The sequence below is a fragment of the Paenarthrobacter sp. 10L420 genome, from assembly GCF_056395385.1.
This window is the reverse complement of record NZ_JBFTJK010000003.1, coordinates 71,320-91,377: the sequence shown is the minus strand read 5'-3', so window position 1 is coordinate 91,377 and position 20,058 is coordinate 71,320. Positions and strand designations below refer to the sequence as shown.

The following is a 20,058-nucleotide window of genomic DNA, read 5'->3' as shown; positions in this document are numbered from 1 at the left end:
TCGATTCCGTGGTTGCTACTGGGCTTCGAGCATGGAGTCCCGCAGCCGCGACTGGACCAACGCCAGTCCTGCATACGCCGCTCCTTGGGCCACCGAGAGCCCGACGACTTGCGGCACCACCGTGATTCCAGGGACTACCGGAAGGCTTTGCGCCAGCCGCCTGCGTGCCTCAGGAAGGACTTCGTCCACGAGCGGGCTCAGGCGGCCCACGAAATATACGGACTCGGGATCAAGCGTCACGGCAACGGCCCCGACGGCGGCGACCATCGCCGTCGTGAATGCCTCCATCACTTCCGCGCGGGACGCCGCATCCTTCGGTTGGGACCAGAGCGCTTGGACGTCATCCAGGTCCAGTCCTCGTCCTCTGGCGAAGTGGAGGAGTCCCTTGGTGCTTAACAGTCCCTCCAATGTCTCGTTGCCAACACCGGAGAAGAGAACCTCACCAAGGTGTCCGAAAGCCGAAGTCCGCCCCTTGGCGATTTCATGATCAGCGCAACTGGCGAAGCTCAGCTCCGTACTCAGCATGAAGAGGACAGCGTTTCCTATGCTCGCGTCATCTTTCAGGATCCCTCGGAGGGAGGCGCTGGCATCGCTCTCAAGCACCACGGGAGCATTCAATCGACCTTCAAAGGTCTTCTGAAGAATTGTCGAATCCGTCCGGACACGGCCAGGAAGGGCGGCGACGATTTGGCGCAATGGCCCCTCGGCGGAATCGCTGGTATCTACAACCAAGTCCAGCAACCACTCGGCAATGGCTTCTTCATCGCCGCCCTCCAAGCTGGGCACGATCACGTGCCTGACCTCGCGGCCCCGCAGGTCCGTCACCAGGACGCAAGTGGTCCGTGCTCCGAACGAGATGCCCACAACATGCCCCGCCGTGCCGGGCACATCCAGATAGGTGGAGGGCCGGCCACGGCGCGCAACCGAGTTGACTCCCTGTTCGACGACGAGACCGTCGTAACGAAGCTCATCCACCTTCCGGGATACCGTGGCCTGGCTTAATCGCGTCAATTCGATGAGCCTGGTACGCGTCAAGGGCGCCTCTGACAGGACAGCATCAAGAACCCAAGCCTTGGTGTGGTCCCTTGCCATGGGATTGGTACGCATAGCACAACCTTAATGAGATATCAGAGCGAAGCCGGGACGTGGCTGCGCAAGTGCTAGCGGATCTTGGCTTCAGTAATAGCTGATTCACCCAGTCCCCAGTAGTCCAGGGACTTCTTGTATTCCGGGGTTTCCAGAACGGACTGGATAGCGGCCTGGAGTGCCGGGGTCAGGGGTGATCCCTTCTTCAGGCCCATGGCGACATTGGTGTCCGTGCGGGTATCCATGCGCGGCTGCAAGGTGGTGAAGTGGTTGGGCTGCTGATCGTTGGCCCACGCCAGAGCACTGGCATCGTAAAAGACAGCGTCGATCCGCTTGGAGTCCAGCTGCGTCAGGGCTTCCTGGACGTTGGGCAGGGTGGTGGCGTTGATCGCCGGCTTGCCCTGGGAGGTGCAGGTCCACTCCGAGACGTTGGGCAGGTGCTTCAGTTGCTGTGTTGAGCCCTTGGTCACGCCCACGTTCTTGCCACAGAGCGTGTCATTGGTCAGATTGAGCGGGTTGCCCTTCGCTACGGCTACAGCGGAGCCTCCCTTGAGGTAGTTGATCATGTCCAGCACCTTCAGCCGCTCGGCTGTAGCGGACATGGTGGTGGCGGTGAAGTCGTAGCGGCCGCCGTCGATGCCGGGAATGATCGTGTCGAACGCCGTGTTCTCGAACTTCAACTTCAGGCCCAGCTTCTTTGCCACCAAACGGGCAAGGTCCGGGTTCACGCCAATGGGGGTTGTGTTGTCCTCGGCAAGGAACGTCATCGGCGGGGAGCTGAGGTCCATCGCGACCGTCAACTCACCCTTGTCCTTGATGGCCTTCGGCAGCAACGCCACCGCGGCGGCGTCCGGTTGGACACCCTCTGAGATGTCACGGGTGTTCTGCGTCTTGGGGATTTCTGTCGCCTGGCTGCCCGTTGCGGCGCCACCGCAGGCGCTCAGGGCCAACAGGACAGCGAGCCCCGCGGCTGCTGTTTGAATCTTTTGTGTTGTCTTCATGGTGCAACCCTTCAAGTGATTTCAGCTGGTGTAATACACAGAGTGCTTTCACAGTGGAAGGCACAATCCCCAAGCATTTGGTGTCAGCACTGGGCCGACCTGTTTGTTGTTGCGCCTTAGCGCAGTGCCTTGAAGGCACGGCCCATTCCTTCCAGCAGGCGATCGGCGTCGTCACTGGAAAATGGCATTGGCGGACGCAGCTTCAGGACGTTGCCCTGGGCGCCGCAAGCCGAGATCAGGATCCGATCCTGCCGGAGGGCATTGACGATGCTGGCGGCGGCCTCCCCGTTGGGTGTGAGGGTGGATCGATCGGTGACGAGGTCGACGCCGATGAAGAAGCCGCTCCCGCGTACTTCTGCCACCTGGTCCAGATTCTGGGTAAGGTCCTTCAGGCCGGTGAGGATCTTTCCGCCAACCTTCAAAGCGTTCTCTATGAGTGATTCCTCCCGGATCACGTCCAGGACGGCCTGGGCTGCCGCTATGGCTACCGAATTTCCGCCGAAGGTGTTGAAGTAGCGGATATTCTTCCCGAACTCCTGCAGCAAATCGGGCTTGAAGATCGCTGCCGCTACTGGAATACCGTTACCCATGGGTTTGCCGATGGTCACGATGTCGGGGACGATTCCGTGGCGCTGGAAGCCCCACCACTCCTCACCTGTACGGCCGAATCCTGGCTGTACTTCGTCTGCGATGTAGAGGCCGCCCACAGCATGGATCTCTTCGATGATGGGGCGAAGGAAGCCTGTGGGACCGGCGAAGACACCGTCCGAGGAGAAGATGCTGTCAGCGATGAAAGCAGCCACTCCGATACCATGCCGGTGCAGGTCAGCGATGGCTGCGCGCACCTGGTCCCGCAGGTGATCCTCCAGCGAGCCTTGATCTGATGACGAGCCTTGATCCGATGAATAGCGCAGGGCGTCAGGGGCGTCGATAACCCGCACGTTCGGACCCAGGGGCACGCCCTTGCCCAAGGAAGGCGAGAACGAAGAGACCTCGGCAGTAAGGCCATGGTAGGCGCCGGCCGTGACGATGATGCCCTGCTGTCCGGTCGCATATTTTGCGACGCGCATCGCCAGGTCGTTGGCTTCTGAACCGGTGCACGTGAACATCACATGGCCAAGTTCGGCGGGGAACGTTGAAAGAAGCTGCTCCGAGTAATCCAGGATGGACTCCTGGACGTAGCGGGTGTTGGTGTTCAGCGTCTGCATCTGCTGGTGGACGGCCTCAATCACGCGTGGGTGGCCGTGCCCGACAGAAGGGACATTGTTGTAGACGTCGAGGTATTCATTGCCGTCGCGGTCAAACAATATGACGCCCTTGCCACGAACGATTTCCAGGGGCTCGTCGTAGAACAGCCTGTAGCTGGGCCCCAGGCTCTTGTCCCGGCGTCGAATACTCTTCTGGATCTGGTCCGGGAGCTCGTCCAGGCGGCTGGGATCGAAGCCGTTAACCATGGCCTTGGAGGGCGTGCGGATTGGGGAAGTGCCCATGTTTTCTCCTGGAAGCTAGGCGGTGGGGTTCATGGTGTGAAAGAAGGTTCTGGTGCCGGGGCTGCGGCAGTGGACGCGAGCCGGTCCCAGTCGGGCTTTGAGTGGGAGAGGAGATAGTCGCGTCTTTGCGGCAACTGGCTTGCGCGCCACCCTGTTATCAGGGCACGTAGCAGCAGGCGCGCTTGGGCTGAGACGATCAGTGCCTCTAACTCCTGCCCGGGAAGGGGGCGAACGCTCCGGTAGCCGTTCATGACGTGGAGTGCGTGCTCCCAGGGGCTGGCCGGGTCTGCCCCCAGCAGGTTTGCCATAGTGACGCTGATGTCGAAGATCACGGGGGTTCGTACGACGTCCCCGAAGTCGATAATCCCGGTCACATAATCGGGCCTGCTGGGGTTGACGAGGACGTTGTACGGACTGAAATCCCCGTGGATAACCTGGGAGGTCAGGGTGCCGAGGAGCGGAACCACTTTGTGGTCGAACTGATCGAAAATGTCCTCCGCGAGGGATCGTATTTCCTTCTCGTCGACATAGTCAAGAAGCGGGCGCATCCGGTGAAAATGCTTGAGGTCCCAGAGGAGCAAACGGTCCGCGCGAGGATGATCGAAGTCCTGCAAAGCAATCCCCATGCGGGCCAGGCTTGAGCCCACCAATCGAAGCTGGCCAGCCGACGCCTCGTGATTGGCCAGCAAATCGCCTGGCAGGAAGCGCATTACCCGCAGTACTCGATCAAAGGCTCCTGCAGGCTCCGGAATGAGGACTTGCGGCTCTCCGCCAAGGCTCCTGACAAGACGCTGGACCGGAAGTTCAGGGGCAGTCCGTTCCAAATGCTCCATGCAAGCCGTTTGGAGGTGGACGATCACCGGATCCTCATCGGAGGGTGAAATCTTCACCAGATACGTTTCGTCCCCGTCCCGGAGCCGGAAAGTCTCATCCTTTTCGGTGGGAATCCGGACCAGCGTTCCCTGAAGGCCGTAGAACTGTTCAAGCAGCTCCAGGACAGTCGGGTCGGCGAGGTGAGGATGCTCAGCCAGAAGTCCACTCTCTGATGCCACTGCTGCGATAAAAGCAGAATCGCTCATTTCACCCTTTCATCGAAGGAGAGCCAGCAACCGGTTTAGAGACCGAGGTGCTTGTTGATCTCGTCCAGGGACTTGACTGAGTTGTAGTCGTAGCCGCCAGTGATGGGGTCGTAGCCGCGGTCCAGTACCCAGAGGTTACGGAAGCCCATGTCGTGCATCGGGTGCATGTCGTACCGGGTGTGCGAGGCGATGTGCAGGAAGTCCTCCGGCTTGGCGTTCAGGGTATCGAGCATGTACTCGAAGGCCTGGTAGCGGGGCTTGTAGGCCTGGGCCTGCTCGGCGGTCAGGACGGCGTGGAAGTCAGCACCGAGCTTGGGGATGCTGATCTCCAGGAAGCTGTCGTCGGCATTGGACAGCGCCACAAGCTTGTAGTTGTCGCCCATGAGCTTCAGCGGCGCCGGCACGTCGTCGTGGGCGTCAAAGCCGCGTACAGCGTCAGCGAACTCTGCCCCTGCACCCGGGGTTGGCCCAATGCCAAAAAACTTGCTTACCCGGTCAAAGGAATTCTGCAGGATCTGCTCGTACGGCTTGTAGTCGCCAAGGACCTCGTCGAAGCGGTACCCGCGGAACACCTTCTTGAACGCAGGCCACTGCTCTTCAGGCAAACGGCCCGCGAGCAGCCGGCGGGTAGTGGCGTCAGTATCCCAGTTGATCAGTGTTCCGTAGATGTCAAAGGAGATGTACTTCGGGCGGGAGTCAGTTGTAGCCATGATGGGTCCCTTCGATGGAGGTGTTGGGAGAGGGGGCCTCGCTCGTTCTGGCGATTTCGTTCCGATGCGAGCGAGTAGAGGTTTTTGATTCACTATGAATCTAAATCCCAGACTGTCAATTGTCAACAATTTTCTTCAAGATTTGTTGAGGCTTCATCAGCCAACCGCCTGCCACCCGACGTCACACAACACGCCACATCCCAATCAAGCCAAGCGACGTCCTACCCTTGGATCGTGACTTTTTCCAAGATCTGCACCGCCGCCGCGAGCTCCCTCGCCGCCGCTGGTCTCCTGATTACCCTCGCCGCCTGTTCCACGCCGGCTGCCACCCAGCCAAGCACCGCGCCGTCCGCAACCTCGGCTTCCTCCAGCGCTGACGCCGGGCCCTGCACCGGTGTGAAGGTCATCGTCGATTCCGGCGCCCTGAAGCAGGCTGCCGCCGACAAGACTGTTTGCGTTGCCGTGGACGCGCCAACGACCGCTGCCAAGGTGCTCGATGAAGCCAAGGTGAAAACCGAGGGAACAAAGCAATACCCCACCGAACTGGTGTGCCGGGTCAATGGCGTGCCGGCCGCCGACTTCGACATCACCCACAAGGGCGGCACATACCGCGAAGAATGCGACAAGATGCCAGCGGGCTTTGCCTACTGGTCCATTTGGGTCAAGCCGGCCGCCGGCGACTGGGCCTACGCCCAGGAAGGCCTCGCCACCCAGCAGGTGAAGCCAGGAGAGAGCCTGGAACTGCTGTACACCATCGACGGCGCACCGGCCGCACCCAAGGCATGACCTTTCGACCCGCGCCGTTACGCGCTGCCGCGGCGCTCGCCGTCGTCTTCATAGCGGCGCGGGTCATCTATCGCATCCTTTTCAACGGAGCGGGCACCGTCGGGCCGGTGCTGCTGGAACTGCCGTCAGTGCGGCTGCCCGCCCCATACGCCCACGTGGTCTTCCTCGGACCCGTAACATCGCCTGGTCTGTGGGAGGCGGTTGTTTCAGCCCTGCCGATTGCCGGGATGATCCTTGCCTTCGGACTGCTCAACGCCTTCGTGGACGTGGCAAGGGGCTTCATGCGGCTGGCCCGCGGCGGCCCATTCCAAGGCATAGCCCGCACGCTTGTGGTGGCTTGGGCTGCGCTCCCCGCACTCGCCGACGCCGTTGCCTCCGTCCGCTTGGCCTTCCGGTTGCGGGGCGAACGCCTGGGGCCGAGAGCCCTTGTTCCGGTACTTGAGCGAACTCTTGAGCACGCCAGCCGGGTAGCCGCGGCCTTGGAATTGCGTGGCTTCGGGAGCAGGGCGGCGCACCAAGCCGGCAGCGATTCCGGCTTGCCCCTTGAGATCCGGGGCGCCCAATTCCGCATCGGCGACACGCGGCTGCAGGTCGAAAACTTCAAGCCAGGCCCCGGGACAATAACCGTTGTTACCGGGCCCACCGGCTCCGGAAAGTCCACCATCCTGCGGGGCGTTGCGGGACTCCTTTCACACGTCGACGGCGGAGAGCTTACCGGCACGGTCCGGGTCGCCAGAGTGGATCGTGCCGCCGTGCCGCCACGCGATACGGCCGGCGTCGTCGGCGTCGTCCTGCAAAACCCACGCGCCGCTTTCGCCAGCACCCGCGTCCGAGACGAAATCTCACTTTCGCTTGAACTGCGCGGCGTTGCAGCCGGCATCGCCCGGGCCCGCGCGGTGGAGGTCGCGGAGCGGATTGGAGTGTCGGCGCTCCTGGACCGGAACCTCAACTCTCTCTCGGCCGGCGAGGCAACGCTCGTGGCCATCGCCGCTGCCGTGGTGGAGCACCCGGCCCTGCTCCTGGTTGACGAGCCCCTTGCCGACCTCGACACCACAGCACGGGCCCTGGTCATCGCAGTACTCGACGCCCTCGCCCACGGATCGGGCATCTGCATCATTGTTGCTGAGCATCGGGCCGACCCGCTGTTACCCATCGCCGATTCCTGGTGGAGAATTTACGACGGCGGCTTGGTAGCAGGCGCCGCGCCAGCACCTGCACGTCCAGGTGGGATCCGTCCGACGCCGGCAGTGTCACCGGGGTTGGCACCGTCGCCGATGTCGGCAGTCGCACCGACATCGAAACCGCAGGACGCGCCGGTGTTGACCGCGACAAAGCTTGCGGTGCACCGCGACCGCAAGGCGCTCGTCAGCGACGCCTCACTGACCCTCCACCCTGGCGAAGTGGTCGCCTTAGTTGGGCCGAACGGGGCCGGCAAGTCCTCGCTCCTGGTAGCCCTTGCGCTCGGAGAAGGAACCGGCGGCACGGTGGAGGGCGGCCGCGTCGCCCTGGTTCCGGACGCCTCCGACGACCTTTTCACGAGGGACACGGTGGCTGCTGAGCTCCGGGCGGCAGATCGACGCGAAGCACGGGCACGGCGTAAATCAGACGGGAATGGCTCGGACAGGACCCTGTCAAAATCGGCAACATCCCGCCTGGTCCGATTGCGTGGTGAGGTTGGGATGCCGATAGGTCACGTGCATCCGCGGGACCTGTCGGCCGGAGAGCGCCGTATCCTCGCCATCGCGCTTCAGACTGCGGGCGACCCCCAAGTCCTCCTTATTGATGAGCCCACCCGCGGGCTCGATCCTGAGGCCCGGGCAGGAGTCTCGGCCGCCTTGCGCGCATTGGCGGACTCTGGCGCAGCAGTACTTATCGCCACGCATGACGTCGATTTCGCCCACGGCCTTGGCGCCCGGATTGTGCAGATGAACGACGGCGTGGCGCCAGCTGAGTCAGCACCAGCGGTCCATGCCAGCGAAGACCCGGCTGCCGGGACGCCCCTGGCCGCGATTCCGCCGGGTGCGACTCCCGCGGTTGTGGGGCGTGCTCTGCGCGCTAATTCCGAGGTTCGGGGCGTAGAGCAAGCCCCGCAACGCCACCTCCGCTTGCCGCGGGCCTTGGAGATCGCAATTCTCACGGCTGCCAACGTTTTGGCCCTCGGCGCGTTCTGCTGGCCGTTGCTCGCGGCGGCCCTACCCGAGGATGCCGCCGCGGCCGTACCTTTCGCAGCCCTGGCGATCGCACCTCTGGCCGTAGTGGCCGTCGTGGTCTCCGTCGATGGTTCCGTCCGCTCCGCGCATACGGTGGCGTTGCTGGGCGTCTTGGCTGCCGTCGGTTCGGCAGTTCGTGTGGCGAGTACCGGCGTCGGGGGCGTTGAAGCAGTGTTCATCCTGCTGATCCTGGCCGGCCGCGCCTTCGGTCCCCGCTTCGGCATGCTCCTCGGGGCGCTGACCATCGCCGTTTCCAGTGTCCTGTGGAGCGGTATCGGCCCTTGGTCGCCGTTCCAGATCTTCGCCTGCGCCTGGGTGGGGGCTGGGGCGGGCCTGTTGCCACGCCGGGTTCGAGGACGGGCTGAACTATGGATGCTTTGCGGCTACGGCGTGGTGTCGTCCTACGTTTTCGGCCTGCTGACCAATCTGTGGTTCTGGCCTTTCGCTGTCGGTGCCGGAACCGGCATTTCCTACGTGCCAGGCGCCCCACTGGGCACCAACCTCAGCAGCTTCCTGCTCTACTCCCTAGTGACCTCGACGGCGGGATGGGACACCCTGCGTGCCATCACCACCATCATCGGAATCGCCCTTGTGGGCCGGGCTATCCTCGCCGCCTTCAGGCGGGCGAAGCCGGTCTCCAGCCAGGACGGTCAAACCGCACGGGTTGAGGATGCTGGATCCAGGAAGACGGGCACAAAGAGTGCCCGCCCCCAACACCCCAAAGCCAAGGACCCGCACCAACTCACACCTTGAAGTACTTGGCCTCCGGGTGGTGGAACACGAAAGCATCCGTTGACTGCTCCGGGTGCAGCATCAGTTCATCGCTGAGGATCACGCCCATCCGTTCCGGTTTCAGCAACTCCGTGACCTTGCGGCGGTCCTCCATGTCCGGGCACGCCGGATATCCCAGCGAGAAGCGCGCCCCGCGGTAGTCGAGCTTGAAGTATCCGGCCTTGTCCTTCGGCTCTTCGGCTGCGAAACCCAGCTCGGAACGGATCCGCGCATGCCAGAATTCAGCCAGTGCTTCGGTCAGCTGCATGACCAGGCCATTGAGCTCGTAATAGTCGCGGTAGTGGTTTCCTGCGAACAGCTTGGACGTTACTTCTTCGATCTTCGAGCCCGCAGTGACCAGCTGGATCGGCAGGACGTCGATCTGGCCCGATTCCCGGGAACGCACGAAGTCGGCGAGGCACAAGTGCCGGTCCCGACGCTGGCGTGGGAAGTCGAAGCGTAGGCGCTCGGTGCCGATTGGACCGCCTGAGCCACCATCGGGGGCGAGCAGCCCGGGAGTGCCGAGGACGCCGTCGAGGTCCTCTCCATGGTGCAGCACCACCACCTGTTCGCCCTCGGACACCACCGGGAAATAGCCGTAGGCGACCGATGCATCGAGCATGCCCTCGGCGAGGATCCGGTCCAGCCAGTACCGCAGACGCGGCCGGCCTTCGAGTTCCACCAGTTCGTCGTAGGAGGCGCCGTCGTCGCCCCGCCCGGGCTTGAGTCCCCACTGGCCCATGAAGGTAGCGCGCTCATCGAGCAACGCAGCGTAGTCGTGCAATGCGACGCCGCGCACAATACGCGTGCCCCAGAACGGTGGAGCGGGCACAGGGTTTTCGGCGGTGACGTCGGATCGGCCGGGCATTGCCTCCGGTTCGGTGACCGTGAACTTCGGGCCACTCTTGTGGATCCGCTTCTTCAGTGGCGGGAGTCCCACCGCGTCCGGGTCAGCTCCGCGGGCCACCTGCACCAACGGTTCCATGAGAGCGAGGCCCTCAAAGGCGTCCTTGGCGTACCTGACGGTCCCTTCAAACTGCTCCGCCAGGTCCTGCTCCACGTAGGCACGGGTCAGGGCTGCACCGCCAAGAATAATGGGCCACTTTTTCGCCAGGCCCCGGGACTGGAGCTCGGCAAGGTTTTCCTTCATCACCACAGTGGACTTCACGAGCAGGCCAGACATGCCGATCACGTCGGCGTCATGCTCCTCCGCCGCGGCCATGATCTCGGCGATTCCCTGTTTGATGCCGATGTTGACCACTTTGTAGCCGTTGTTGGTGAGGATGATGTCCACCAGGTTCTTACCAATATCGTGCACATCGCCGCGCACGGTAGCGATCACCATGGTGCCCTTGCCGGAAGAGTCCGACTTCTCCATGTGCGGCTCGAGCAGTGCGACCGCGTTCTTCATCACCTCAGCGGATTGCAGCACGAAGGGAAGCTGCATCTCACCTGCGCCGAAGCGCTCGCCTACAACCTTCATGCCCTCCAGCAGTTGATCGTTGATGATGCCGAGCGGGGTCATGCCTTCACTGCGTGCGAGGTCGAGGTCCTCCTCAAGGCCCTTGCCTTCTCCGTCGATGATGCGCCGTTGCAGGCGTTCGCCGGTAGGCAGCGCCGCGAGTTCCGCGGCGCGCTGGTCCTTGAGCGCGGCAGTGTCGACGCCGGCGAAGAGGTCAAGCATGATGGCCAGGGGGTCATAGGTGACGTTGCCATCGGCGTCGTACTCGCGACGGTCCCAGACGAGGTCCAAGGCCACCTTGCGCTGTTCGTCCGGCAACGACGCGAGCGGGACGATCTTCGCGGCGTCGATGATACCGCTGGTCAGGCCTGCCTGCACGGCCTCGTGCAGGAACACCGAGTTCAACACCATGCGCGCGGCAGGGTTCAGGCCGAAGGACACGTTCGAGACGCCGAGGGTTGTCTGGATACCGGGGTACTTCGTGGTGATCTGGCGGATGGCCTCGATGGTTTCGATGGCGTCCCGGCGGGTTTCTTCCTGGCCCGTGGCTATGGGGAAGGTCAGGGCGTCCACGATGATGTCTTCAACCCGCATCCCCCATTCGCCCACCAGGGCGTCTACGAGGCGGGAGGCGATGGCCACCTTGCCTTCGGTGGTGCGGGCCTGGCCTTGTTCGTCGATAGTCAGGGCAATCACGGCCGTTCCGTGTTCCTTAACAAGCGGCATGATGCGCGCAAAGCGGCTGTCCGGGCCGTCGCCGTCCTCGTAGTTGACGGAGTTGACCACCGGACGTCCGCCGATGTGTTCGAGTCCAGCCTGCAGCACAGGCGGCTCAGTGGAGTCGATGACCAACGGGAGGGTAGAGGCAGACGCGAAACGCGAGACGATCTCCTTGATGTCCGCGACGCCGTCGCGCCCCACGTAGTCGATGCAAACATCGAGCAGGTGCGCGCCGACCCGGACCTGCTCGCGGGCGATATCGACGCAGTCGTCCCAGCGCTCTTCCAGCATCGCTTGGCGGAACGCCTTGGAACCGTTGGCGTTGGTGCGCTCACCAATGGCCAGGTAAGCCGACTCCTGGTCGAACGGAACGTGGTGGTAGAGGGACGCGACGCCGGCCTCCCGCTCGGTGGGGACCCGGCCGCCGGCGCTTTTCGCGCCGCCGGTGAGGCTCCCGGCGTCGGGCGCGTTGCCGTTGGTACGGAAGGGCTCAAGACGTTCGACGACGGCGGCCATGTGCTCCGGCGTCGTACCGCAACAGCCGCCTACCAGGCCCAAGCCGAATTCACGCACGAACTGCTCGTGCGCAGTGGCGAGTTCCGTGGGGGAGAGCGGATAGTGTGCGCCGTTCGCGCCGAGGATCGGCAGCCCGGCGTTGGGCATGCAGGCGATAGCGACCGAGGACTGCTTGGAGAGGTGCCGCAGGTGCTCGCTCATCTCGTCCGGTCCGGTGGCGCAGTTCAGGCCGATGGCATCGACGCCCAACGGCTCCAAGGCGGTGAGTGCAGCGCCGATTTCGGAACCCATCAACATGGTTCCGGTGGTTTCCACCGTCACCTCCACGAAGATGGGGAGGCGGACGCCGCGGGAGACAATTGCCTGCTTACAGCCGTTCACGGCGGCTTTGGTCTGCAGGAGGTCCTGGCTCGTCTCGATGAGGAACGCGTCGGCTCCGCCGTCGATGAGGCCCTCGGCCTGCAAGGCAAAGGTCTTCTTGAGGTAGTCGTAGCTGGTGTGGCCGAGGCTGGGGAGCTTGGTGCCAGGGCCCATGGACCCCAGGACCCAGCGCATCCGTCCGTCTACGGTTTCCGCTGCCTCTGCGCGCTCGCGGGCGATCCGGGCCCCTTTATTCGCGAGTTCTTCGATGCGGTCGTCGATGCCGTAATCGGAGAGGTTGGACCAGTTCGCGCCGAAAGTGTTGGTTTCCACGGCGTCGATTCCCACCGCGAAGTACGCGTCATGAATGTCCGCGATGACATCCGGGCGCGTGTCGTTGAGGATCTCGTTGCAGCCTTCGAGGTTTTGGAAGTCGGCCTCGAGCGACAATTCCCGGTCCTGCAGCATGGTGCCCATCGCGCCGTCGGCAATGACGACGCGCTGGTTGACGGCGTCGAGGAGCGACTGGGAACGGGTGGGACGAGGGACGGAATCGATGTCCAGTGCAAAACGAGGCATATAAACAGAGTACGTGCGAGGCCGGACACAGTACGGAGTATTTCCATGTACTACTTCCATATGTGGATAACCGTGGTTGGCTTCAAACCAGCGCAGTTATCCACATAGCTCCAAGGAACCCGTTGCCACCCATGCGACCTGATGGTTCGATGGGGTTCATGGCTACCGCAGAAAGTTATGTCCTAGCGATCGGGACCAAGAAGGGTTTGTGGCTGGCAACCAGCCCGGACCGCAAAGAATGGTCCCTCTCCGGCCCGCACTTCCTGATGAGCGAGATCCCCAGCATCGGGATAGACACCCGGGACGGCAAAACCAGAATCATGGTGGGGGTGCGTTCGGAGCACTGGGGACCCACCGTTGCCCATTCCGATGACCTCGGTGCAACCTGGACCGAGCCCGAGCAGGGCGCCATCAAGTTCCCGGACGGCGCAGACGCTGCCTTGGAACGCATCTGGCAGATTTACCCCGACACCGAGTCCCGTCCTGGCGTAGTTTGGGCCGGGTGCGAACCGATTTCAGTGTGGAAATCCACCGACGGCGGCGAGCACTTCGAGCTGAACCGCGGACTGTGGGACCACCCCCACCGCAGCGAGTGGGGTGCAGGCTATGGCGGCGCGGCAGCCCACTCGATCGTGGTGGATCCGTCCGGCGAGAAGGTCCATGTTGCCATGAGTACGGGTGGCGTTTACAGATCGCTCGACGGCGGGACCTCCTGGGAGCCCCGCAACAAGGGAATCTCGGCCTACTTCATGCCCGATCCCAATCCCGAGTTCGGCCAGTGCGTTCACAAGATTGCTGCGGATGCCGCCGTCGAGGGCCGTTTGTACGCACAGAACCACCACGGTGTCTACCGCACGGACGATGACGGCGAGAACTGGAACTCGATTGCAGACGGACTGCCCGCGGACTTTGGTTTCGTGATGCTGACGCATCCGCGCCGCGAGGGGACAGCCTGGGTTATCCCACTGAAGGCCGACGGCGAACGCATTCCGCCGGACGGCAAGCTGAGTGTGCACCGCACAGAAGATGCCGGTGGAACGTGGAGAGAGCTTCACACTGGTTTGCCGGACCATGAATACAACGCTGTGCTTCGCGATGCCGCATCCGTGGACACTGCCGAACCGACAGGCGTGTACTTCGGAACCCGCGGCGGATCGGTGTACGCCAGCGCCGACGAGGGCGAGACCTTTACTGAGGTGGCCTCGCACTTGCCGGACGTGCTGTGCGTGCGTGGCGCCGTCGTGGTTGGAAATGGCAGTGGCGCGGAGCGGGAAGCATCAGCCAGCGCCCCGGTACCTGGTTAGGTCCGTTGTGGCTGACTTCACGGTGGTGTTGCCAGGTGTCCTGCAGCCTCTCGTCGGCGGACAGTCCTATCTGACTGCGTCCGCCGACGGGGCTGTGACCGTTGGACAGTTGCTGGACTCGGTAACCGGAGAATATCCGGTGCTGGCCAGGCGTTTGCGTGATGAAACCGGTGCCCTCCGCCGTTTCGTGAATATTTACGTGAACGGCGATGAGGTCCGGCGTCTGAAGGGTCTTGATACGGAAGTTGCGGCCGGCCAGGAGGTCTTGATAATCCAGTCCGTGGCCGGCGGCTAAGCGGGTGTTTGGGGTCAAGCCGGGGTTCAGGCGACGCGCCAAACACTGCATTCGTCGGTATTGATGGCTTTCCTCATCCCGGAGGCTTGGTCCATGATCCAGACGACGCCGATTCCCGGTGCGGTTTCCTGGACCCGTCCACGACGGATGACCACGTCATCGTAAGCGGGACCTACGGACATGCGGGCCTCGATCTCGTCTCCGCGGTGGAGCTGGCTGAGAGCGCGTATACGTGTTGTGTGAGTGGTGACTTCCTTCAGCATGGTGTCCTCCTGAACTGGAGCTGGTGCCTGCACTTGCCGGCTATTCCAGTGTGGCGGGGCATTGTTGCCGGAGTATTTCGGCGTGGTTAGGGTCCGGTTAGCATTCCGGGATGCTTGCGTTTCGGGTAAGGCCCGACGCCGGTACTCGCCACCGGCGGCAGGACTCGCCGTCGGTTGGCGCGCACCTCCAGAGACGCCTGCCGGCTCGGCTGTAGCCTGATCTCGGTTCTTGAGACTCACAGGGACCGCAGACTCCGTCCCCGGGAGATTCAATGGGTTTTTTGCGACGTGCGATCGCGGTGTCCACAGGCCTGGTGGTATTCGCCACCGGCCTGTTTTTCGTCCAGGCCCCTGCCAAGGCAGTGCCGGAACCCACACCCGATAGTCCGAACGTACGGTTCTTCGAGGGGACACCGCATTCGGAGCACGTCTTCGAGACGCCGCCCGGACAGGCGCCATCCAGCAGTGGCAAGATTACCGACGTCGAATCCCTTCTCGGCGCGGGCGCAGCAGCAACCGGTCCCAATGGCGATATCCGGGTCCGTTTGGTGACGGCCAAACTGGCCGATAACACCAACCCAATCTCCATGTCAGGGGCCGAGCAGACGGTCGCGGCCACCAGCAGCTACTGGAAAGCCATGACGGACAACAAGCTGTCCATGACTGTGGACAGCAAGGTCTCCGGGTTCCAATCCAAAGCCAAGTCGACTGACAGCTACAGCACCATCATGTCCATCATCACCAGCGAGTTGAAATGGACAGCCAGCCCCTACACGGCACTGGTGATCTTCATTCCGGCGTCCACGCTTTCCGGGAACGCCCTGGGCGTGGGCTACAGCAGTGGCAGCTACAGCGGGCGGGTGCTGATGCCGCAAATCAGCAACTTCTCCAACAACGTCATGAGCCATGAATTCGGGCACGTGATCGGACTGATGCACGCCGACGCGCTGCAGTGCAACAGCGGCGCGTCCGACGTCGGGGTGGATAGCACCGGGCGGTTCACGGATAGCTCCTGCTACATCCGAGAATACGGGGACACCACGGACCTCATGGGCGCGGCGCAGTACGCCCAGCCGGTGGTGAGCTCCAGCTTCTGGGACTACGCGGGGCTGGGCCGCGGCGACGAAATTCGGGATATCGGGGTGGCCACAGGCGTCAAAAGCTACACGCTGAAGCCGTGGGGAGGCACCGACGCGCAGAGGGCCATCAAGTTCACGGACCCCGTCAGCGGGGAAGCCTATTATTTGGAGCTGAGAGAGCCTGCGGGGTACGACAGTTATCTCGGGGAGCAGGGCAGGCCCCCTGGCAACAGGGGCGTCAAGATCGTCCAACGCGGCGGCGCCACGATCGCCTCGTCGCTGATTCTCATGCCATCCACCATCCCGTTCCAGGAACAGTACTACGCCAAGAACCACGCCTGGCAAGCCGGCAGCACCTTCACCACGTACACGGGCACCCAGGTCACGATCAACTCCGTCTCCACAACCTCGGCGACCGTCACCATCAACGCCGATCCCAAACTCAAGGCGCGCATGCGTTTCTCCGCCGGCGACTTTGACGGCGACAAACTGGCGGACGTCATCTCCCGGGAAGCTGACGGTTCCCTGCTGCTCTTCAGTGGCCTCCCGGGAAACCGGCTGGATGATCCGGTGCAGATCGGCTCGGGCTGGGGCATTTTCAACGCCGTCCTGGGAACGTCGGACTTCAATGGTGACGGCTTCGCGGACATCCTGGCCCGCACCAGCGACGGCGCACTCTGGCTGTATCCGGGCAACGGCAAGGGCGGATTCCTGACCCGGAGCCAGATCGGTTTTGGGTGGCAGGGCTTTACCCAATTGGTTGCGGCGGGGGACTTCAACGCGGATGGCCGGAGTGACCTGATTGCTGCCGGCTCTGATGGCCGCCTGTGGTTGTATCCAGGCAATGGCACGGGTGGTTTCCTCGCCCAAACGCAGATCGGCCAGGGCTGGGATTCCTTCAACAGCCTGGCGGCGTCAGGTTCATTCGGCGGCGGCGCCCCGGGTCTGCTTGCCCGGGCCAGCGACGGCACCCTCTATGTCTACCCCGGCGATGGCAAGGGCGGCTTCCTGCCGCGTGCCGCCGTCGGAACCGGTTGGAACGGGGTAGGTGACATCGTCGGCGGCCGGGACTTCACGGGCGACAAGCGCGTGGACGTCCTGACCGCAGCATCGGGCGGGGGCCTGACCCTCTATCCGGGTGACGGCAGTGGTTTCGCGGACCGGCTTGCGATCGGGACCGGCTGGAACCAGTTCGCTCAGGTGTGGGAAGCAGGCGATTTCGACGGCGATGCTGCCGCCGACATCCTGGCGCGCGCAACCGACGGCGCGTTGTGGCTTTACCCGGGCAATGGATCGGGCAGTTTCCTCCCGCGTGTTCAGGTTGGGTGGGGCTGGGGCCAGTTCACGTCGGTGTTGAGTGCGGGAGATTTCGACGGCGATTCGCACCCCGATCTTGTGGCCCGGGCTTCCGATGGGACACTGTGGCTTTACCCGACCGATGGCACGGGACAGTTCCTTGCCCGTCAACAGATCGGAACCGGATGGCAAGGCTTCGAGCAGTTGATGGCCCCGGGCGATTTCACGGGCGACGGAAAGCCGGACATCGTTGCCCAGTCCGGCGATGGTGTGCTGTGGGTCTACCCGGGCAATGGCTCCGGAGGGTTCCTTGCCCGCAAGCAGATCGGCACCGGGTGGGACATGTTCAACCTGGTCCTGCAGGCCGGTGACTTCAATGGCGACGGAAGGGAAGACCTCGTTGGCCGTTCCGGTGATGGCGGGCTCTGGCTCTACCCGGGGAACGGCGCTGGCGGCTTCCTTGCACGCTCCTACCTCGGTTCAGGGTGGAACATGTTCTCCAGCATCGCTGCTCTCGGTAACGGGTTTACGGGTACTGGCGACCCCTCTGTGGTAGGAGTCGCTGGGGACGGAACGCTGCTGATGTACTCCGGGACGGGCACGGGGAAGTTCAAGCCGGTGGCGCTGAACCCGCGGTAGGTAGTTCTGTGGTGGACAGGAAAAGCCCGGAATGTCAGAGGACATTCCGGGCTTTTCCGTTGCTGGCGCCCAGCAAGTGGGAGGAGCGCGGCGACTTACTTGTGCAAGCCGAGTTCCGCCGTCGGGACCTTTGCTGACTCGCGTGCGGTCATGGCCGACACCGCAGCGATCACGCAGATGACTGCGGTGAAGATGGAGATCTGGACCCAACCGCCAGGCTTGGTGCCGCCGAGGGCGGTGACGATGGTCGGAGCAAAGCCGGCCATGAGGAAGCCGAGCTGCGTACCGATTGCCAGACCGGAGAAGCGGACCTTGGTGCTGAACATTTCACCGTAGAAGGACGGCCACACGGCGTTGGCGGCTGCATACCCGAAGGAGAAGAACACCACGGAGACCAGGAACATGAGCGGGACGACTCCCGATTCCAAAGTCAGCAGGAACACCGGTGTCATGATGGCGCTGGCGATGGCGCCGTAAATGAAGACTGGCTTGCGGCCGATCTTGTCCGCGAGCATGCCGAACAGTGGCTGGGTACCGAGGGCCACAATGTTGGCTACTACAACGAGCCACAAGGTGATGGTGCCGCTGACGTGGGCCACGTCCTGGGCGTACTTGATGGCCAGGGTTCCAAATACGGTACTCACGGCGGCGATGAAGGCGCAGCACACCACGCGGAGGACGTCGCGCCAGTGCAGCTTGAGGAGATCGGCAATGGGCAGCTTGGCGATCTGGTTGTTCTTCTTGGCCTCGGCGAATGCCGGCGGCTCGTGCAGGGTGCGTCGGATGAAGAACGCCACGATCACTACTACGGCACTGAGCCAGAACGGGATGCGCCAGCCAATGCCGTATTTGATCTCGTCCGGGAGCGCGAGTACTGGAATGAAGACGAGCGCTGCCAAAATCTGGCCGCCTTGGGTGCCGGTCAGTGTCCAGGAGGTGAAGAACGAGCGGCGGTTGTCCGGAGCGTGCTCCAGCGTCATTGACGAGGCACCGGCCTGCTCACCGGCAGCCGAAAGACCTTGGGCAAGGCGGGCAAGTACCAGCAGGACGGGAGCCCACCAGCCAATGGTCTTGAAGTCCGGGAGGCAGCCGATCACGAAAGTCGCGGCACCCATCAGGACCAGCGTGAACATGAGGACCTTCTGCCGGCCGATCCTGTCGCCGAAGTGGCCCAGAATGACGGCGCCTACTGGTCGGGCAACGTAGGCGAAGCCGAACGTTGCGAAGGACATGATGGATGCGTTGGTGTCCGCGTCCGGGAAGAACACGTGCGGGAAAATCAGGGCTGCGGCGGAGCCGAAGATGAAGAAGTCGTAGTACTCCACTGCGCTTCCCAGGAAGCTGGCGAGTGCCGCCTTCTTGGGTGTTCCTGCTGGGGTAACTGTGCCTGGCGTCGCTGACGGCATTGTGTGGCTCATGGGTGTTCCTTCTGTGACGACGATGTCGCGGGTCTGGCTTCTGCGGGAAGACCAGAACGAGGTGCGGCTGGATCAATCCTAAAGTAACCACATGGTGAGAGCTACTTGTGCAATACAGCAATAGTGGCCGTGACTGGGGTCACTTGTCAAGACTTGTCCCCACTATCTAGAAATAGCTCTCACTATGTGAGAGCATCTAAGCATGAGTGTGAAAGAGGACACAAAGACCGACATGGTCGGCAAGGCCCTGGGCCTGTTGGTATTGCTCGGAAATGAGCCCAAGGGTGCGAGTGCCGCGGATCTGGCCAGGAGTGCGGGACTTCCGTTCAGCACAACGTACCGGCTGCTCGGCTCGCTGACGCGCGATGGATTCGTCGACTACGAGCCCGACGGCCGTCGATATCACCTGGGATTGCGGGTTTTCCAGCTGGGCCAGCGGGTGTCGAACCACCATGGCTTCGCAGCAACCGCCCTTCCTGTACTTCAGCGCGTCACCGAGAAGACCGAGGAGGCAACCATCCTCTCCGTGCGCGATGGCAACCATCATCTGACAGTCAATAAGGTGGACGGCCCCAAGACCTTCCGTGTCACCAGCGATCCCGGTCATTTGGGCGCGCTGCACACGACGTCCGTGGGTAAGGCGATTGTCGCTTTTGAGAACGACGCCGAACGCGAACGACTGCTCGAAGAGTTGCCTTTGGAGCCTCTCACTGAGCGCTCCATTACCGACCGGGCTGCATTCCGGGCGGAGATTGAGCAGGTGCGCCGGCAGGGCTACGCGGTGATGGATGAAGAAAACGAGATCGGCATGCGCGCCGTCGCGGTGCCGGTCCTCAATTCCCAGGGCCACGCCTTTGCATCTCTCGCCACGGCCGTGCCGGTTTTTCGTCTCACCATGGACGAACTCATCGCCCACGTACCCACGTTGCAGGAGGCCGCGGCTGAACTCGCGGCCCGCCTGCCCCAGCGCTAGCCCAACTGAGGGACAGGACAT

General features: G+C 63.0%; 14 protein-coding genes. 6 read left to right on the top strand and 8 right to left on the bottom strand.

Going from position 1 to position 20,058, the window contains the following annotated elements:
* Positions 1 to 15: 15 nt before the first annotated feature.
* From AC1DD5_RS07140 to AC1DD5_RS07120, 5 genes are all read right to left on the bottom strand, one after another.
* A complete protein-coding gene (locus tag AC1DD5_RS07140; RefSeq protein WP_477521005.1) occupies positions 16 to 1,107 on the bottom strand; it encodes an ROK family protein in 1,092 nt (363 codons plus the stop codon).
* A gap of 53 nt (positions 1,108 to 1,160) precedes the next feature.
* Entirely contained in the window at positions 1,161 to 2,087 is a 927-nt protein-coding gene (locus AC1DD5_RS07135) for an ABC transporter substrate-binding protein (protein WP_477521004.1), read from the bottom strand.
* Positions 2,088 to 2,203: 116 nt separating this feature from the next.
* On the bottom strand, positions 2,204 to 3,577 hold the full coding sequence (locus AC1DD5_RS07130) for an aspartate aminotransferase family protein (protein WP_477521003.1): 1,374 nt from the start codon (positions 3,575 to 3,577) through the stop codon (positions 2,204 to 2,206).
* 29 nt (positions 3,578 to 3,606) lie between these two features.
* A complete protein-coding gene (locus tag AC1DD5_RS07125) occupies positions 3,607 to 4,656 on the bottom strand; it encodes a phosphotransferase (RefSeq protein WP_477521002.1) in 1,050 nt (349 codons plus the stop codon).
* A 35-nt stretch (positions 4,657 to 4,691) separates the two neighbouring features.
* On the bottom strand, positions 4,692 to 5,366 hold the full coding sequence (locus AC1DD5_RS07120; RefSeq protein WP_477521001.1) for a haloacid dehalogenase type II: 675 nt from the start codon (positions 5,364 to 5,366) through the stop codon (positions 4,692 to 4,694).
* A 234-nt stretch (positions 5,367 to 5,600) separates the two neighbouring features.
* Here AC1DD5_RS07120 and AC1DD5_RS07115 point away from each other — a divergent pair, with 234 nt between their 5' ends.
* Together AC1DD5_RS07115 and AC1DD5_RS07110 are read left to right on the top strand one after the other, a co-directional pair.
* Positions 5,601 to 6,152 carry a hypothetical protein gene (locus AC1DD5_RS07115; RefSeq protein WP_442004862.1) on the top strand — a complete coding sequence of 184 codons (552 nt, stop codon included), beginning with the start codon at positions 5,601 to 5,603 and terminating at the stop codon, positions 6,150 to 6,152.
* A complete protein-coding gene (locus AC1DD5_RS07110; RefSeq protein ID WP_477521000.1) occupies positions 6,149 to 9,115 on the top strand; it encodes an ATP-binding cassette domain-containing protein in 2,967 nt (988 codons plus the stop codon). Before AC1DD5_RS07115 ends, AC1DD5_RS07110 begins: the two co-directional genes overlap by 4 nt.
* Here AC1DD5_RS07110 and metH read toward each other — a convergent pair.
* A complete protein-coding gene (metH, locus tag AC1DD5_RS07105) occupies positions 9,105 to 12,770 on the bottom strand; it encodes a methionine synthase (RefSeq protein WP_477520999.1) in 3,666 nt (1,221 codons plus the stop codon). The genes AC1DD5_RS07110 and metH overlap by 11 nt on opposite strands.
* Positions 12,771 to 12,919: 149 nt before the next feature.
* Between metH and AC1DD5_RS07100 the strand changes: the two genes are divergently transcribed.
* Both AC1DD5_RS07100 and AC1DD5_RS07095 read left to right on the top strand, forming a co-directional pair.
* A complete protein-coding gene (locus AC1DD5_RS07100) occupies positions 12,920 to 14,074 on the top strand; it encodes a WD40/YVTN/BNR-like repeat-containing protein (RefSeq protein ID WP_477521130.1) in 1,155 nt (384 codons plus the stop codon).
* A 7-nt stretch (positions 14,075 to 14,081) separates the two neighbouring features.
* Positions 14,082 to 14,369 carry a MoaD/ThiS family protein gene (locus AC1DD5_RS07095; RefSeq protein ID WP_216924633.1) on the top strand — a complete coding sequence of 96 codons (288 nt, stop codon included), beginning with the start codon at positions 14,082 to 14,084 and terminating at the stop codon, positions 14,367 to 14,369.
* Positions 14,370 to 14,395: 26 nt separating this feature from the next.
* On the opposite strand, the gene AC1DD5_RS07090 is transcribed toward AC1DD5_RS07095, so the two are convergent.
* Positions 14,396 to 14,632, bottom strand: coding sequence for a hypothetical protein (locus tag AC1DD5_RS07090; RefSeq protein ID WP_442017259.1), 237 nt, complete (start codon positions 14,630 to 14,632; stop codon positions 14,396 to 14,398).
* A 272-nt stretch (positions 14,633 to 14,904) separates the two neighbouring features.
* Between AC1DD5_RS07090 and AC1DD5_RS07085 the strand changes: the two genes are divergently transcribed.
* Complete coding sequence (locus tag AC1DD5_RS07085) at positions 14,905 to 17,646, top strand: FG-GAP repeat domain-containing protein (protein WP_477520998.1); 2,742 nt, start codon at positions 14,905 to 14,907, stop codon at positions 17,644 to 17,646.
* A 95-nt stretch (positions 17,647 to 17,741) separates the two neighbouring features.
* On the opposite strand, the gene AC1DD5_RS07080 is transcribed toward AC1DD5_RS07085, so the two are convergent.
* On the bottom strand, positions 17,742 to 19,064 hold the full coding sequence (locus tag AC1DD5_RS07080; protein ID WP_477520997.1) for an MFS transporter: 1,323 nt from the start codon (positions 19,062 to 19,064) through the stop codon (positions 17,742 to 17,744).
* A 202-nt stretch (positions 19,065 to 19,266) separates the two neighbouring features.
* On the opposite strand from AC1DD5_RS07080, the gene AC1DD5_RS07075 reads away from it, so the two are divergent.
* Positions 19,267 to 20,037 carry an IclR family transcriptional regulator gene (locus tag AC1DD5_RS07075; protein WP_431117236.1) on the top strand — a complete coding sequence of 257 codons (771 nt, stop codon included), beginning with the start codon at positions 19,267 to 19,269 and terminating at the stop codon, positions 20,035 to 20,037.
* Positions 20,038 to 20,058: the final 21 nt, after the last annotated feature.